The organism is Paenibacillus sp. 7516 (genome assembly GCF_002272715.1).
GTDB classification, from domain to species: Bacteria; Bacillota; Bacilli; order Paenibacillales; family Paenibacillaceae; genus Paenibacillus; species Paenibacillus illinoisensis_A.
Genome location: NZ_NPBI01000006.1, coordinates 262,495 through 279,372 on the forward strand (window position 1 = coordinate 262,495; position 16,878 = coordinate 279,372).

Annotated in this window: 13 protein-coding genes; 2 read left to right on the forward strand and 11 right to left on the reverse strand. The window is 45.7% G+C overall.

Annotated features, from left to right (window positions below):
• Positions 1-34: 34 nt before the first annotated feature.
• Both CHI14_RS04620 and CHI14_RS04625 read right to left on the reverse strand, forming a co-directional pair.
• Positions 35-2,239, reverse strand: a complete 2,205-nt coding sequence (locus CHI14_RS04620; protein ID WP_095287246.1) for a hypothetical protein — start codon at positions 2,237-2,239, stop codon at positions 35-37.
• A 157-nt stretch (positions 2,240-2,396) separates the two neighbouring features.
• Positions 2,397-3,545: a GntR family transcriptional regulator gene (locus tag CHI14_RS04625; protein WP_095287247.1), complete on the reverse strand. Its 1,149-nt coding sequence runs from the start codon at positions 3,543-3,545 to the stop codon at positions 2,397-2,399.
• A gap of 311 nt (positions 3,546-3,856) precedes the next feature.
• On the opposite strand from CHI14_RS04625, the gene CHI14_RS04630 reads away from it, so the two are divergent.
• On the forward strand, positions 3,857-5,914 hold the full coding sequence (locus CHI14_RS04630; protein WP_095287248.1) for a GxGYxYP domain-containing protein: 2,058 nt from the start codon (positions 3,857-3,859) through the stop codon (positions 5,912-5,914).
• A 169-nt stretch (positions 5,915-6,083) separates the two neighbouring features.
• On the opposite strand, the gene CHI14_RS04635 is transcribed toward CHI14_RS04630, so the two are convergent.
• The 8 genes from CHI14_RS04635 to CHI14_RS04670 all read right to left on the reverse strand — a co-directional run bounded on the left by CHI14_RS04635 (position 6,084) and on the right by CHI14_RS04670 (position 15,204).
• Positions 6,084-7,205: a glycoside hydrolase family 76 protein gene (locus tag CHI14_RS04635; RefSeq protein WP_095287249.1), complete on the reverse strand. Its 1,122-nt coding sequence runs from the start codon at positions 7,203-7,205 to the stop codon at positions 6,084-6,086.
• A gap of 33 nt (positions 7,206-7,238) precedes the next feature.
• Positions 7,239-8,126 carry a carbohydrate ABC transporter permease gene (locus tag CHI14_RS04640; protein WP_095287250.1) on the reverse strand — a complete coding sequence of 296 codons (888 nt, stop codon included), beginning with the start codon at positions 8,124-8,126 and terminating at the stop codon, positions 7,239-7,241.
• Positions 8,127-8,136: 10 nt separating this feature from the next.
• Complete coding sequence (locus CHI14_RS04645; RefSeq protein ID WP_095287251.1) at positions 8,137-9,084, reverse strand: ABC transporter permease; 948 nt, start codon at positions 9,082-9,084, stop codon at positions 8,137-8,139.
• A gap of 115 nt (positions 9,085-9,199) precedes the next feature.
• Complete coding sequence (locus CHI14_RS04650) at positions 9,200-10,837, reverse strand: extracellular solute-binding protein (RefSeq protein WP_095287252.1); 1,638 nt, start codon at positions 10,835-10,837, stop codon at positions 9,200-9,202.
• A 212-nt stretch (positions 10,838-11,049) separates the two neighbouring features.
• On the reverse strand, positions 11,050-12,705 hold the full coding sequence (locus CHI14_RS04655; RefSeq protein WP_095287253.1) for a sensor histidine kinase: 1,656 nt from the start codon (positions 12,703-12,705) through the stop codon (positions 11,050-11,052).
• A complete protein-coding gene (locus CHI14_RS04660) occupies positions 12,674-13,426 on the reverse strand; it encodes a response regulator transcription factor (protein ID WP_095287254.1) in 753 nt (250 codons plus the stop codon). The genes CHI14_RS04655 and CHI14_RS04660 overlap by 32 nt, the downstream gene beginning before the upstream one ends.
• Positions 13,427-13,674: 248 nt before the next feature.
• The gene (locus CHI14_RS04665) at positions 13,675-14,181 is read right to left on the reverse strand and encodes a GNAT family N-acetyltransferase (RefSeq protein WP_095287255.1); all 507 of its coding nucleotides are present in this window, start codon (positions 14,179-14,181) and stop codon (positions 13,675-13,677) included.
• Between the two features lie 108 nt (positions 14,182-14,289).
• Positions 14,290-15,204 (reverse strand): arginase family protein, encoded by a 915-nt coding sequence (locus CHI14_RS04670; RefSeq protein ID WP_095287256.1) that lies wholly within the window; start codon positions 15,202-15,204, stop codon positions 14,290-14,292.
• Positions 15,205-15,309: 105 nt separating this feature from the next.
• Here CHI14_RS04670 and CHI14_RS04675 point away from each other — a divergent pair, with 105 nt between their 5' ends.
• The gene (locus CHI14_RS04675; protein WP_095287257.1) at positions 15,310-15,648 is read left to right on the forward strand and encodes a winged helix-turn-helix transcriptional regulator; all 339 of its coding nucleotides are present in this window, start codon (positions 15,310-15,312) and stop codon (positions 15,646-15,648) included.
• Positions 15,649-15,686: 38 nt separating this feature from the next.
• On the opposite strand, the gene CHI14_RS04680 is transcribed toward CHI14_RS04675, so the two are convergent.
• The gene (locus CHI14_RS04680; protein WP_095287258.1) at positions 15,687-16,718 is read right to left on the reverse strand and encodes a phosphotransferase enzyme family protein; all 1,032 of its coding nucleotides are present in this window, start codon (positions 16,716-16,718) and stop codon (positions 15,687-15,689) included.
• Between the last annotated feature and the right edge of the window lie 160 nt (positions 16,719-16,878).

Genomic DNA, 16,878 nt, shown 5'->3' on the forward strand with positions numbered 1-16,878 from the left:
TGCTCCTCTCTGTTACGGTGATTGGGCTAAGAAATCAGGAAGACCATCTCACATGTACCTCCGCATTGTTTTCATTTCCATGCTCGTATTGAACAAGCACGGTCTGTGAATCCGAATCCCATTCCCAAGCTGCGGATACCGCTTGACCTTGAACAATGTAATGGGCCGATACAGGCTTCACCTTGCTGTACAGCCGCGCGGTTGCTTGCAGACGGGCAGGTCCTTTCGCCAAAAATTGAAAACCTGTACCCGATTCGGACAAAGATTCGATTCGGGAGGAAGCCGCGATGAGGGAAACTTCTCCAGTCGCTGGACGTCCTGACACAACATCATAGAGCAGCGCCTGTTCTCCAGGTTTCAGAACCACCTGGCTTAGTACAGAGAGCTTCGAATCGAACAAATCCACCACCGGGCCCGATATAACCAAGGGTTCTTCGCTTACCGACTCATTCAAAGCAGAACCGATAATGTAAGGGCCGCGTCTAATTTTGAAATACGGTCTCGGTTCCCACTGAATAGCTGGTGGGTTGAGCGCGGCAATGATATCTTGAACCGATTGACGAAGGCGATCAGCTCCTGCCCTGGATCGTGTAAATTCTGCTGGGTGTTCGTTCAGCCAGACAACCCCTCCCTTTCCTATCCGGTGGGCGCCGCCCGCTTTCTCCTTCAGACCAAGTTGCTCGAACAAATGCTCACGCGGAGAATGATACTTGGTTCCAGACCTTCCCTCTTCCTGATCCAGATTCCACCACGCGCGAATATCATGATAGGGGTCACTATCATCGCCAACATAGATCAGCGCCCCGCCATCCTGCACCCACTGTGCCAGCACGTAATGAACATCCGGATACTGTGGCTTGATAAACTCGTAGCTCAGGACAAGTACATGGTAGGGCGCCAGATAACCCGGATAACGCCGCACATTATCCAGTAAAACGGGACGAACGGGTACGCCGTGTTTTAGCAGTGGAAGCGCAAGACCATAAAAAGGAGAGAAATCGAGCAGTTCGGTATCCCCCTCTTCTTGAAACCCTTCAGGATCTGTTCCATCATACTTTCCTGGATTAGGCGCCTCTGGATCCGGCTTCATTCGCTGAAACATAGCAGAATCGGCAATAAGAACACCAACTTGCAGCGGATTCTTATCGACTTCGCTCACATTCTGGTCCAGGTTACCCAGCGTATGCATGACCTGAAGCAGCGTTGTTGCATAGTCTGCGGGGATTCTCTCCTTGCCGGAACCTTCTTCCGTTGGGTAAGTCCCTTGAAAGATCCTTCGCGGCCATGGCGCGACTTCGTAATGGGCAACCCCAGGATGCAGAAGCGAGGCGACAACGGTCTTTAGATAGTTCTGTTTGTAATCCGCCCAGGTGTAATTCGGGTTATCCTCGATCGGATCATGCAGAAACCACATGCGTCTGTCGGTTCCGCGTACCAGTTCCTGCATCACGCCGTATTCAAGGTAAGCGGTTTCAAATGTGCGTTCCTTGCGAACCCCTTCATACACATTGGCTGTACGCGATGTCCCTGTCCAGATCTGTGCTATGTATCCATCGATGGAAGCCAGCTCAACAAGTTGGGATTGCGGACTGACGATTCGCCACTGCGTGTAATTGATCAGACTGTGCGTTGGAACGTAGAAGCGGAGGACACGGCCATATCGCTGCAGTGCATAATCCTTCATCTCCGCACACAACCGATCAAGGGCCCTGGTGTATAAGTAGGCCTTTAATTTGGAAGCACGATATTGGGCATCAGGCGAAGCATGCGGCGGAATCCAGGATTCCTTGTAATACAGCTGCCATTCCCTCTTAAATGCTTCAGAATATCCACCATTCACCCAAAATTCAGGCTCTTCCAGATGGATAGCCTCAACGCCGGCATCTACAGCGATTCGAATACGCTCGGCTAGATAACGTCCAAACGAAATGGTTGGTACCATGTACGGGATAACCGGTTTATTTCCATGAAGAATCATCTGCTGTTGACGATCCATCTGAGCCTCATCCCAGTGGGGGATGCCATCTATCTCGCCATCAAGGTAATCGTTGTATTCTCCCCAGGCAACCCCGGTCATGAGATGCACAATATATCCTTTGTCATTCCATTGCTTGATGCGTTCCGGCATGGATTCGTCGATGCCATAAACCATTACAAAGTCAGTCTGCAAATCATAGTCGGGATGATACGGAGCAGACTCCTGAAATCCGGTCCGCTCTTCCTTTCGGTCTCGTGACACATTCTAACCCCCTTGTGAAATGTGGTTTGGACTGTGTTGTATGATTATCCATCATTTTCTAGACTATAATATATGGGTTGAATATATTCAATATGTTTTTTAATAAAATAAAAAACCTTTCCGTCGTTGACGGAGAAGGTTTTCATGTGCATCCATATCAGGTTTGAGGAGCTTTGCCAGTGGTCTGGCGTATCATAAGTTCAGGTTCAATCAGTATTTTACTATAACTTTTCGTTTCTTCATGACCATGCAGCACTTCAAGTAATTTAACCGCAGCCTGGTATCCCATATCTCGTTCAAACTGATTCACATGGGTAAAAATGCTGAATTCCTCCACAATCGATGTGGGATCGTCAAAGCTTACAATGGATACATCTTCAGGCACCCGAAGCCCTGCTTGCTTCGCCATTTGATAAATCTGCACACCAAGCCTTCCGTTGAGCGAAACGTATGCCGTGACCATTCGGTTCACAATATACCTGTACAAGGGATGGGTTTCCGCATCTTTAAGCACACGTAAGGGTTGGAAATCTGTAATCATATGGGCCGGATTAATTAACGATCCTTTGCCTTTCAATGCCTCAATATAACCTTCGATCCGCTCCTGAACCGTGACGGTTTGCAGTGGCGAATCCGAACAGATGGCGATATTGCGGTGCCCAAGCTCCCACAGATGCTCTACGGCAAGCTTTGTACCGCGTCGTCCATCCGCCGCAATATAGTGTGTCTCGACACCAGGCAAATAGCGGTCGATCAGAACAAAAGGAAAACCGGAAAGCTTCATGCCAAGGATCTCCTCGTTATAGTTTTCCTCATCGACAGGAAAAATTAACAGGCCTTCAGCGCCGAGTGCCTTCAGTTCCTTGATGGCATCCTTCTCTTTATCCAGCCTGCCTTGTGTAAACATGACCATGCTGCGATAACCTTTTTCGCTAAGGGCCTGTTCAATTCCCTCAACAAGTCTGATGGCAAAGTAATCATGGATTGAAGGCATAACCACACCGACCATCCCGGTTGCCAGTTTACTTTCTCTTCCCTTCAATGCGATCGCCGTTGCTCGCGGCGCAGCTACGATATCGTTTTCTTCAGCCACAAAACTCCCCTTGCCAGGCACCCTGTCGATCAACTTTTCATTCGCTAATCCGGTCAAGGCATTGGCCACGGTGATTTTGCTGACCTGGAACTGGTCCATCAGTTCCTTTTCTGTCGGTATGCGATCGCCGGGTTTCATCTTTTCTGTAGTTATAATATGTCTGACATAGTCCTGGATTTGCTGATACAACGGAATTCGTTCGTTTGTACTCATTCGGATCACATCACCAATTCATTCGTAATATTTGAGATATATAATATATCCTTTCACAAGCAAGCGCAATAAACAAGCTGAACTTAACCGCAGTATAATATAACTCTTCCAGATAAATATCGGGATTGGAATGTCACTTTTCCTTAATTAAATGGGAAGTTTTGTCGAAACCCTTGCAATAACATATATGAATATATTTAATATATCTTGAAATGAGATGTGTGTCTGGCTTTTGGCCGCAAAAGGAGGACGAGATAACTGAGGGATACACATGCTCTAATTTCTGACTACAAACAAGGAGTGAGATCGCCATGGCTCGTAAATTCAAGATGTTCTGTTTAGCCTTCCTGTGTGCTTTTTCCTTAACTGCTGGAGCGGCGTCTGCTTCGGAAACCGTTGTTCAAACCACTAAGCCTGTGGATTCCAAAGCTAACCGGGAACTACCCAGTTTCAAGAAGCCGAAACATCTGGATACAGCTGATATCTATGATGCGCCAGGTGATATCAAATTGCTCTTTGCAACGTTGCAGGGGATCGTTAACAGGAAACAGCCGCGGATTTATCTGATCGAGTCCCAGGAAGAAGGAAAAATGACCTGGCTCAATGATCTCAATGTGCCCTATACGCTTCATCAGGATTACTGGACAGTGTTCTCGGCATACCGTAATGAGGTCAAAGGCATGATTGTGTATGACCCGAAGTTGCCTGATTCAATTAATGTGGCCACCACGCTTGCCGGTCTGAAAGATGCGGTTGTTGCCAGTCCAGAGCTTGCCGCCCGATTGTCCAAAGCCCCATATAAACTGAAGATCCTTGATGATCTGCAGGGCAAATTCAGCAGCCGGCTTGATGCTTATACCTGGCAATATGAGAATTTGTGGAAGAAAACGACCCACCAGATGTTAGTCGGACTTGGTCCGGATACAGCGATTCGGATCCCATCTGGCCTTCCAGAGTCCTTTGTGACCATTGCTGAGGAAGAGCAGCCCATACGTGATGCCAGCAACCGAGACACATACTCCCTCGACCTTTCTTCCCTACTTGGCAAGTCCGAGGTATACCTTCGGTTTGATGACGCCGTTACCCAGGATGGCTGGGGACCAGCGGTACATGAAGTTACAGTGAAGGCAGATGGCAAAGTCATTGCAAACTTTGTTGCAGGCACCCCCGAAGAAGAAGCATTTCTGTATGACAGACAGAATTCCAAGGTTGCTGAGGGTCAGGGCGGTCATCGATTCGCCGATAATGGCAATTATTTTGTGTATGAATTCAGTCCTCCTGCCGGAACGAAAGAACTGACGGCTGAAGTGGACATGTGGAACCAGTATAAGGTATCCGCTGGGAATATCCGTCCTCTCTCTGCAGAACAGCGTGAACCCTATGGTTATTTACGGGACTATGCGGTCGCCAACAAAGCGATGGTGTTTTGGCTTGACTCCAATGTACCTGAGCAAAAAGCTCTTTTTGAAAAAATCATGTCTGATGTAAAATCGGGAACTCCCTACCTTGGCTGGTTCAGCAATGATGTGGAAGGTGAATTCAGCTCCGTTGAGATTGCCTCCCGTTATGGCGTTTACGTACTCGCTGCCGACTGGTTCAGTAATCTGACTGTATTCTCGGGAACCGAGCCGAAGTTCAAGCCTGTCAAAAAATCTCCACGTCCCCAGTTGGAAAACAAAATTTATGTAACGTATACCTTTACTGAAGGCGATAATTTTCAGTACAACCAGCATCGCATGCGCGTGATGTGGGACGATCCGGCGCGAGGCAAGGTTCCACTCAACTGGACGTCAAGCCCGCTTCTCTATGAGGGCGCACCAGCGATATTGAATCATTATGTGAATACGGCGACTGCCAATGATCTGCTGATTGCCGGACCTTCCGGTGCGGGATATTTCTATCCGGGGGCATGGCCAGACTCGAGCTTCCGGCAATTTTTGCAACAAACCGAAAAATATCTCAAAAAGACTAGCATGACGATCTCGTATGTTTTGAACCGGGAAGACAGCGAAAATATACCACTCACCCCATTTAAAGCAAACGCTTACGAGAAAGACTATCATTCGCCAGGTCTATTCATTAGTTATGAAGATAACTATGGCGTTGAGATTGTTGGCAATAGTCTGCCGGTATCTACGATTCGTGGGATAAGTACGGCCCAGGATGGGTTACAGGTCCTCAATGAAGCAAAAGCGAACTGGGATGGGAAGTCGCCGTTATTCGTTTCTCTTGGACTGCTTGCCTGGAGCATGACTCCGTCCGATGCACTTGCACTTACCGAAGAGCTGGGAGGAGAATTTGAAGTGGTTCGAGCGGATGACTATTTCTCCCTCATTCGAGAAAGTAAGCAATTGCCTGCTATCAAATAGTCTTCAACCTTCATACGGCATAGTATCCCAACGCTTAAAAGCATCGTAACCCTCAATAGGGCTACGATGCTTCTTTTCCGTAGTGCGACAACCCGAATTGCTCATGCTCAAAAGGTTTCAACCAACAATTTTCTAACTGTTGCTATTTCTGTTACTATCCATTTTGTTTTCATGGCTTGGAACGTTTACCTGTCTCCAGTTTAGCAGCTGCCTCCAGCAGAAAAACTCCGCTTAGCTGGGCCGTAAGATGGAGCGGATTCTGGGCGGGTTGACCCCAGGCCTGACCGAATAATCCGTTTTTTCGGCTGCCTTTCCATAACGCATCTGCATTCCGGAAGATCGCTTGCTTCAGAGTTTTATTATGCCCGGCTTCATACAGCTCCACCATGTAACGGATCAATATGCCTTTGAACAAAGCACCATCTCCATCCCCATCCTCTAAGAAAATTCCCGTTTTCTCATTCGTCAAGGACTTCAAGGAGCCTGCTGCTGTCTTCTCTGCATCCTGCAAATACATCTGATCTCCCGTAATCCGGTAGAGCTCCACTCCGGCACCTATGAACGTGCCCTGGTTATAGGTGAAGATCCAGGCTTCATTCACATCAAGCGTGCCATCGTCACGCAGTACCAAGCCATCTGCGACGAGTCCTGTTTGCGGGTTTACGAGATACCGTTTCTCCCATTCGTATATTTTTTGAGCCCATTCCAGATCCTGAGCATCGCCAAAACGCTCATATAGCCTTGCTGCCAAAATGGAAGCAGGACCACTTGAACACGCATTACGGTTATATCGCTGGTCCTTCTTCCAAGCCATACCGCCAAGGTCATCTTCCCACCAGGCTGTCTTGATATCTGCCCAGAGTTCAAGCACGTAATCTTTCATTTCTTCACTGCCTGTGGCATCGTAAAGGCGTAGAGCAGCAAGAGCCAGCCATTCCATATCATCATAAAATTCATTATGAAGCGAACCATTCCGTTCTATAATACTGCGCACCAGTGCTTCCGCACGTTCCGTATACGCTTCGTCTCCTGTTCGTTCGTATCCGTCTACCAGTGCATCAACCGCATGAGCCTTCCACCAATAATTCAGAGGCTCTTCACCTTCCGGTGTCGATGGATAAGCGTTATTCATCATTTGTGCTTCATCGTTCCAGTAATATTCATGCAGTTTCTCTTGCGCCCACTGTGCTTGACTGGCATAGTGCTTTTTCCCTCCACCACTTGCACCCATCGTAGTAACCAAAATAATACTGAGAACCACCGTCAGACTTACGATTTTCTTCTTTTGCATTCGGATATCCCTTCCTTTCTTAAAGTCATCAGATTATTCCTTCACTGCCCCGAGAACGATACCGTGGATCAAATAACGCTGCAGAAAAGGATAAATTAATAGTATGGGAATCATCGAGACCAGAATTTTGGCAGAATTCAATGTCGTGTTCGAAATTTTATTGTACTGCTGCAGTTGTTCTACAGAGAGATTCTGCATTTGGTCTCGCGTGAGACTAAGCCGCTGCAGGTAAGTCTGTAGTGGTATTTTGGAGCTGTCGTTAATGAGAATGATTCCGTCAAAGAAGTTATTCCAATGTCCAACGATGACAAATAACATAATGGTCGCCAAACTCGGCATGGAAATCGGGATGAAGATGTTAAGCAGAATTTTGATCGGACCCGCTCCGTCAATAAAGGCAGCCTCTTCGAGTTCCTTGGGTATGCCTTTGAAGAAGTTCATGAGTAGGATCACATTGAATACGGGTACCGCACCCGGTAAAACCAGCGCCCAGATGCTGTTAATCAGCCCTAGCTTGCTAATCACCATGTACCAAGGAACAATACCTCCGCTGAATAACATCGTAAACACGATAATCCACATGTATGTGTTCCGGGATCTGAACTGTGAAATACTGCGTGACAATGGATAGGCCATAAGAATGGTCAAAATCATATTGATCGCACCGCCAAGCACCACCCGTTCAACCGAGATCAGAAACGCATTCCAGAACTTCGTATCGTTCAAAATCTGTGCGTAGGACGAGAAGTTCAGCTCCACCGGAAGAAAATAAACCCGGCCTGCATTCACTGCCGTACTGCTGCTGATGGAAACCATAATCGTATTTACAATCGGGGCCAGGGACATGAATGTAATCAGGATCAACGTGAACATAATTAATAGTCGGGATAGCCTGGAACCGAGTGTTTTGGATTGAATCATGCTAACCCTCCTAGAAAATTCTGTACCCCGCATACTTGGAAGCCAGTTTATACGAAATGACAATCAGAACAAAGCTGATTACCGATTTCATCAAACCAATGGCTGTTGCGAACGAATACTGCATATTGATCAGACCCATGCGGTACACAAAGGTATCAATGATATCACCCGTTTCATATACGAGCGGATTATACAGGTTGAAGACCTGATCGAATCCGGCATTAAGTACGTTTCCAAGGCTCAATGTACCCAGTAGGATAATGGTTGGGAACATGCCTGGCAGTGTAATGTGGAGCGTCTGCTTCCAGCGATTCGCACCGTCCATTGCAGCGGACTCATACAAGGCAGGGTTAATTGCCGTTAATGCCGCCAGATAGACTATGGTTCCGTAACCGAACTCCTTCCAGGTATCCGTTACAATCAGCAGCGGTCTGAACCAATCGTTGCTCGCCAGAAACATAATGCGTTCCAAACCAAGAAGTTCAAGGAAATTGTTAATCATGCCGTCAAAAGAAAATATCATGGTCAGCATCGTGCCCAAGACAACCCATGACATAAAGTGCGGTAAGTACACAATCGTTTGAATCGAACTCTTGAACACTTTCAGACGCACCTCATTAAGCAGAAGGGCAAATACAATAGGGACTATCAATCCCAGCACAATTTTCCCAACGGCAATCACCAGTGTATTGATAAAAATCTGCTTCGCGTCCGGCAGTTGAAACATATAGGTAAAGTTGCTAAGCCCCGCCCATTTGGAACCGAATATGCCTTTGGCAGGAATGAACTTCTGGAACGCCATGATTACGCCAAACATGGGCACAATTGAGAAAATAAACAGCATCACCATGCCAGGCAGCAGCATAAAATGATAGGTCATTTCGTCAAATCGCTTACGTTTCTTCTGGACTGAGCGTAGTTCCCTTTTGGGTGGTATCGTCGTTTCTGCTTGCGCCATTGCCTTCTCACCTCCATCTTGCTATATCTATAGGCAGCTCATATCGCTAAAGGAAGGTGCGGAAGTCTGGTATCAGGCTTCCGCTATGCTATGGTCCTGCTTCACACAGTCTGTATTACCTTTGAGCCATCTCGTTGACTTCCTCCGTAATCTCATCTCCGCCTGTACGCTTCCATGTATCGACAAACGTATCAAATTCATCAATGGGCGCTTGCCCCATAATGATCTTGAGAATTGTTTCCTCTTCCAGCTTTTGCAGGTTCGCCCATTTCAGCTTCATCGTCTCTGTCGTCCCGTAGAAGCCTGCAGGAGTCACTTCCAGATTGGGATTATTCGCTTCTCGTTGCCCTTCAATTCGAGATAGATATTCGCCATAGGTGTTGACGTCAACGTCATTGCCTTTCTCTTTGAATTCCTGATAAGCCTTGAACGAGACAACCCGGTCTTCCTGAACGGCGGAAGCATCTCCGGACTCATCGGCTTTCATGAGATCTTCGTAATAGCGCTTCAGTACATCGTCATAATCGACCTGCATTGGAATCTGAGTAGGATCGTTATTCCAGCGGCTCGCATCAGTCAACATCTCATCGGGATGTTCCTTCTTGTAGTTGATCGCATCATCCGTTAAGGAATACAGAAAATCCGTAGTCAGATTGACCGATTTCATTATGGCTTCAGGATGGGCAAAATTCTTGTTCACGACAACAATTCCTCCCCCTACAGGATCCTGACGAATTGTTCTGAACTTGCCATTCTGATCCAGTGGTGCCGATACCGCGACCCATACGGCTTCAGGATTTTGCTTGATGGAATCCTTGTAATTGGTATAGCCGATCCACCATGGATTAAAAACGATTCCCGCCTGTCCGTTGATCACCAGCGCTTCCTTCTCTTCACTCGACCGGACTGCAAATTGTTTATCAATCAAACCTTCTTTGTACATGGAGCTAACTTCAGCAAGTGCCTGCTTCATCTCAGGCTGAACGGATCCGTATACCACCTGACCATCTTTCTCGATCCAATTCGTTGGAAAGGCACCATGCGTAGCGAACATTGGGCTAAAATTCATCGCATTTGAATCCATTACCATGCCCACCGTCTTGCCTGTGCCAGATACGTCCTTTTCCACAAATGTTCTGGCAAGATTCCACACATCTTCGGCCGTTTCCGGCAGCTTGGCACCCACCTTATCTACCCAATCCTTCCGAATCCACAGCAACTGGTGTTGATTACCGATGTTCGTCATCGGAAGCCCCATAATTTTGCCATCCACCTTCACCTGATCGAGCAGCAAATCGCCGTAGGAGCTATAGATGTTCTTCACACCTTCGGATGCTGTCTTCTCATATACCTCAGTCATATCGGCAATCAGATCATTATCTACCAACTGATTAAATATCTCCCGGCTGACTAACATGACGTCAGGCAATTCACCCGTGGTCATGGATAAGGACAGCTTCTGATCCATGTCGTCCGTTTCCCAAGCCACCTTCGCTTTGACATTCACCAGATCTTCTACATATCGTGTGGCCAAATTGTCCTCAATGGTATCACCAGGCGGCAGGTTGTTCACATGATTGGTATTACGACCGATCGTGAACTCGACTGGTGTCTCATATTTGCCGTAAGGTTCGTAGTCCTGCTCCGATATCTGCGGCTGAGCGTTGTCACTGTTCCCCCCGCTGCAGCCACTGAATACAACCAGCACCATACAGGCCATCAGCAGTGAAGCGATCTTGCTGCGTTTGTGCATCCTGTCATCCCCTTAATTTGATTGACTTGAATAATCAAATTGTATGCGTTTTCATTTTTCGCGTATATGCAATTTTTTTCGGATATGTATCACTTTTTTCATGACCTCAACTATCTTGTGGGCCTTCTAATTTCTAACACGGAAACCAAATAAGCGGCTGCCGCAGCAACCGCCTTCATTTCTTAGCATTTTATTTGGAGTATTCCTTCTGCTTACGGTGAAGATGCCGGAATCACCATGGATACTTCTGTGCCGGAACCGGGTTCACTCCGAATAACGAGACCATAATCCTGCCCGTAATAGAGCTTCATTCGATCATTTACGTTACGTACGCCGCATCCCCCATTTTCACTGGTTAACAACTGTGTGATCTGTTCTGAGGTCATGCCTACGCCATTATCCGTAACAGCTAATCTGATGCCTTCGCTCACTCGCAGGACCGTAATCTGAATGCAGTATTCCTTCGCTGCTGCCTCTACAAAACCATGCTTAATGGCATTTTCCACAATCGGCTGCAGCACAAAATGAATGACTTGTTCCAGCTGTACCGTTTCGTCAACATCATAATCCACGTCAAACAGACCATCATTCATAATGAGCTGCAAATCCAGATATGCCTTAATATGCTGAATCTCAGCCTCAATTGTGGTCATATGCCTTCCTTGATTCAACGTTGTTCTGTAGAAACGTGCTAACGCAGATACCATATAACTTGTTTCCATATCTGCCTTCTTCTCGGCCCTCCATCTGATAAATGAGAGTGTATTATACAGAAAATGAGGATTAATCTGACTGATCAGCCTGTTATATTCACTTTCCTTCTTGGCGATCTCGGCGTGATAGACCTGTGAGATCAGACTGTTGATCCTTCTGAGCATCTTACCGATCCCATTCGTCAGCTCACCAAATTCATCACGGGATGAACTCTGAATGATCACATCCAGATTGTTTCGTTCCACCTTATCGACTTTGGTCTTGAGGCGAAGAATTCGGCGTGTAAAGTTAGTGGAAATGATATATATCAGCAGAAAGGTAATGATCAGACTGAGGATAATGACGAATAGCGTAATTTTAAAAATGCTCATTGCATTTGCGTAGGCATTGGTATTCAGCAAATTGTAATAGATCGTCCAGCCATTGCTGGCAAGGGTTCGGCTTAAGCTCAGGTCTGTCATTTCCCTTTTCTCCAAATCGACTGAAGCACTTCGCTTTCTGTTTTCCTGAAAAATGATATGTTGATCCGGATCTTCCATATGAACGGATACGTGCTCAGACAGATTATCCAGATCTCCAAATATGCTGCCATGCTGTATGGATATGACCATAAAGTTGCTGTCTTTTGGATTGCTGATCAGTTCCTGAACCAGGTAGAGCTTCTCTCCGTCCACAATCCAGCGTCTACCCCGGAAGCCATCGTACCACGCCTTGCTCCTGAGCTCCCCTATGGGCAAAATGTTATTGCGAATTCCGAGCAGTTCTCCCGATGTGTAGAAGGTGATCCCTTCAATATCATCGTCCATCATTTTGATGTTCGAGATCATCGGCTCCATAATGTCACGAAAATCCAGGTACATCTGATAATAATTTTCATCGTAATCTTTGGTAAAAATCTGTGAGAAATCTCGATTAAGTACCATAAACTCACTAAGCGTATTGTAACGATTGATTTTGTAATCCATAATGCTGGCTACCTGCTCCAGGCTTGCTTCAGCTTCGCTTCGCAGCTCTTTCATCTGAATACGATAGGATTGAATGAAGGAGAGCAGTCCAAGCAGAAGAATGGGAATGAGGGCAATGACCAGATGAGACAGCAATAATTTGTTGCGGAACCTGATATCATTGAACCTGCTCTTGATCCACCCGATCATGAAGCACCCCGCACTCTCTGAACTGTAACGGACTAACGCCGAACTTGTTTTTGAACAGCTTGGCAAAATATGAATGGTTGTCGATGCCGACAGCCACCGCAACATCATTAATTTTCATATTGGAGTGAACGAGCAGATGGCTTGCACGGTTCAACCGGTAATCCGTCAAATATTTGGAAAAGTTCTCTCCGGTTTCTTTCTTAAACAGAATGCTTAAGTATCCTGGAGACAAGTACACGTCGTGAGCTGCTTCTGTTAGGGAGATATCTTTCTGATAATGATCCTTCACATAGTCCTTCACCTGCCGGATCACCTTCATTTCCAGCGTTTCAGGCTCAGGCTTCCCAGCGTACGGACTCATCTTCGTAATATCCACCATCACCTGCAAAAACTCTTCCTTCATAAGCGGTTTGAGCAAATAATTGACGACACCCAGCCTTAGGGCACTGCGTGCGTATTCAAACTCATCGTATCCGCTGCAAATAACGATATCGATATTTTGCTGTGTTTTGCGTGCGATCCTGCTAAGCTCCAGTCCGTCCATAAGCGGCATTTTGACATCGGTAATCAAAATATCAATTGCATTTCGTATCAATAGCTGCTCTGCTTTCTTTCCGTTCTCCGCTTCCATGATGTGAAAAGGAAATCCATACAGGGCGATTAGATCCTTGATTCCTTCTCTTTGAACACACTCATCATCCACAACAAGAACATTAAACATCCAGACATCTCCTTTGCGCGTGAAAGTGAGAGGATAACCAGCAGAAATATCTCTTCGTTATTCATGGGTTGTCAGTTACAACGTAGTATATCATAGAATGAAGAAAGGGCTTTCATTAATATGCGTATTTTCAGATCCGTGTTTTATTAAATAAAAAAAGCCGCTATTTAAGCGACTTCTCCTCTTATGATGATTAATAAATCATTCATCATCTGACTCATCCTGTTTAACTGACCTGAAAGCCTCTTTTAGGATATGTGGATTGCCTTTTCCATAACAAAATCATCCATCACAAATCCATTGCCGATATCCGCAACCTGTTCCCGGACAGTCCGGAATCCTTTTTTCTCATAGACAGCAATACTTGATTCGTTATGACGATTGACAGTCAACCAGATCAGGTTAATGCCTCGTTCTATACATTGCTGCTCCAGAAAAGCGAACGCCAGGCTGGCGTAGCCTTGGCCTCTATGTTTCTTGCCGATGTAAAACTTACTCAGGAACATTCTGTCTTCCTCTACTTTTACAGATATATATCCTACAGGCGCATCGTCACGTTGAATGAAATAATATTCATAGCCCTGCTCATGGATTTGTTCTGTAACAGCTGATACCGATTGGTATTGTTGAATCATGTAATCGATCTGTTCAAGCGTGATGATGGATACGTAGTATTCCTGCCAAATCTCGGCGGCCAATCGGGACAGCTCAGCGATTTCTTCGGGTGTAATAACTTTCGGAAAGATAAGATTCATGGTTAGCCTGCCTTTCTTAGCTCTCTATCCAATTAATTCAGACTCCCTACATCGTATCAAATATTCCGATAGAATGTTAGCCACACCTTTGATCAAATCTTTGCATCTTTACGTATTTAATATCGGAATCTCGCTAAGCAGATCTCTCATATGAATCGCGTCCCATGGCATATGCTCGGTTATACCCAGTCCAACGACCTCTGTTTCTTCCGACAGCTCCTTAAGCAAATGCAGAAGTTGAGGTAACTGCATGGTTCCGGCAGGTGAGAAAACATACGGTTCGTCAGGGTTAGCAAATAATAGAGAACGGAATTTTTGGGGGTCCAGCACATCCAGATCCACGTGAATGGCAAGATGTTTGATTCCACTTTCTCTGATCCATTTCTTAATCACTTCTGTGCTATCGGAGAGCTCTTCTGTTCCGGCTGTCTTGATTCCCAGTCTTTGAATGACTTCTGTATCTGATTCCTCAGCGTATACACCCATTCTTTCAAATGCTTCCGAAATCACTTCCATCTCTTGTTCTGTAGGAACTGCCAATCCCGCCATAAAGATATTTTCGGGCTTCAAAGGAACCTTCACATGTCTCGAGAACTCCTCGTCTCCCTCACCCAGAAGATTCCCGAGTGGCAGCGTATGTCCGTTATCATAGCCAACATATCGAACCAGATCACTATGTGCATCAATCCAAATTAACCCAAGGTCCCCTCCATATCGTTCGTTAAGATAGGCAAATGGAGCTTGTTCGACCAAACAGTCGCCACCAAACATAACAATACGATCCGGCTTGTGAGCCTGAATGATATGCCCGGCAGCCTCCAGCTGTTCAAGCAGTTGTGTTCTTCCATTCATTCCATTCTCGTTCACAAGTGGCGTTCCATCATAAGCATGAACAGGAACCTTAATTAGCGGTTGATCATTATCTGGCGCGAGCCAAGCTAGAAGTTCGGCTCCAAAAGAATAGTTAGGATTGTTGCCCCCCTGCCATTGCGGCATGAGCAAGCGTATTGTTTTTGTAGACATGTGATACTCTCCTTTACTTGGAAGTAAGGAAAGTATAAACTGAACGAAAATATAATCGTAGTACGCACTTTAATGATAGGTACTACCCGGAAGGATAGTGTAGGTATGAGCATGACTGAATTTAAAGGTAAAGTGAAGAACATCCAGGATACCCCTTTTGGTTATACGGTGTCTGTCATCGGGGGTAAATGGAAGATGGTGATCCTCTACCTTTTGGCTGAAGGTCAAACCGTTCGATTCAATGACTTGAAGAGGCAGATTGGAGCGATAACCTATAAAATGTTAAGTTCACAACTCAAAGAATTGGAAGCGGATGGTCTGGTGAACCGGAAGGAGTACCCGCAAGTTCCACCCAAGGTCGAGTACAGTCTCACCGCCAAAGCAGAGAGCTTGCTGCCGATTATGGAAGAGTTATGTGAATGGGGAGTAAAGAATCAACCATAACTCGTATTTAGCGATTCAATGATTTCATTGTTTGCAATTCACTGTTGAACCTTACCCACGTCCACTGGTTCAATCGGAACAAACAAAAACGGGTTTCCGTTTAAAAATTCTCTGATTAATGCTTGAGCATAGGGTTGTTCACCCAATAAATTTGACGTTTCTTCTGGATTAGAGGCGTGATGACAGTAGTTCTCAATCATGAACATAATGAAGAAACATTCCAAGTCTCGAATATAATCTGTTCCCAGTTTTCTCACGTTCTCGTAACCTTGGATAAAGGTCATTCGTTCTCTGGGATAAAGTCCAATTAAACTGCCTGCCAGATCATATAGAAAATAGCCAAAGCCACATCTTCCAAAATCGATTGGATACGGTAAACCATCCTTGAAAACGATGTTATCGGCGTGCAAATCAGCATGAATCATTCCATAGTTTTGTTCATTTTTGTCCATATCAGCAAGTCTACTTAATATTTTCTCGACAGCGTGTTGATATTCCGTCCAGGCTTGATCCGACAAAAACCGTGTATAATAACGTTCAAGCTTCGCCAACTCCGTTCTAAAAGAGTCTGCTCCCCAGACAGGGCGTACAAAGTTGGGAGGTAAGTTAAAGCCCGAAACAGCTTCATGAAGCCTCCCCATCATCGCTCCCATTCTAGAAACAATAGCTCCCGTAATTTCGCCCTTTACATGCTCTCCTTCCACCCACTTCATCACCGTAACATACGGTCGTCTATAACCCTCAATCGTATCCATCTCTATTACATGAGCGCCTGTAAGAGAAGCGATTCCCACTGGGACATGAATGTCATCCACCGCATCCAAGAATTGAAGAAATAGAAGTTCTGATTGTATTTCTTCCTTGCTCCAACGATCGGAGTGAATCCGAAGCAAATAAGAATCGGGTGTACTTGTTTCAACTTTGTAAGTGATCGTATCGGATACGTGTATGAACTGAATGCGTTCCCACGCCAGATCATACTGCTGTAATGCTGTTAGTGCCACATTTCTGGCCCTAGCCAGCAGAGATTCTCTTTCTTCCATCGTGTCATAGCGAAAAAAGTCTTTCATTTGTTCTTTACTCCTTTTCATTCGTTAATTTGGTCATGTTCCTCATATGAATAATTATAGGTATCCTATTGTTTGGGATATAGGTAACGTTTCATTAGAAACTGATTTTTACCTGTCAGGGGATTAATATCTTCCTCATACCATGAGAAAAACCATGACA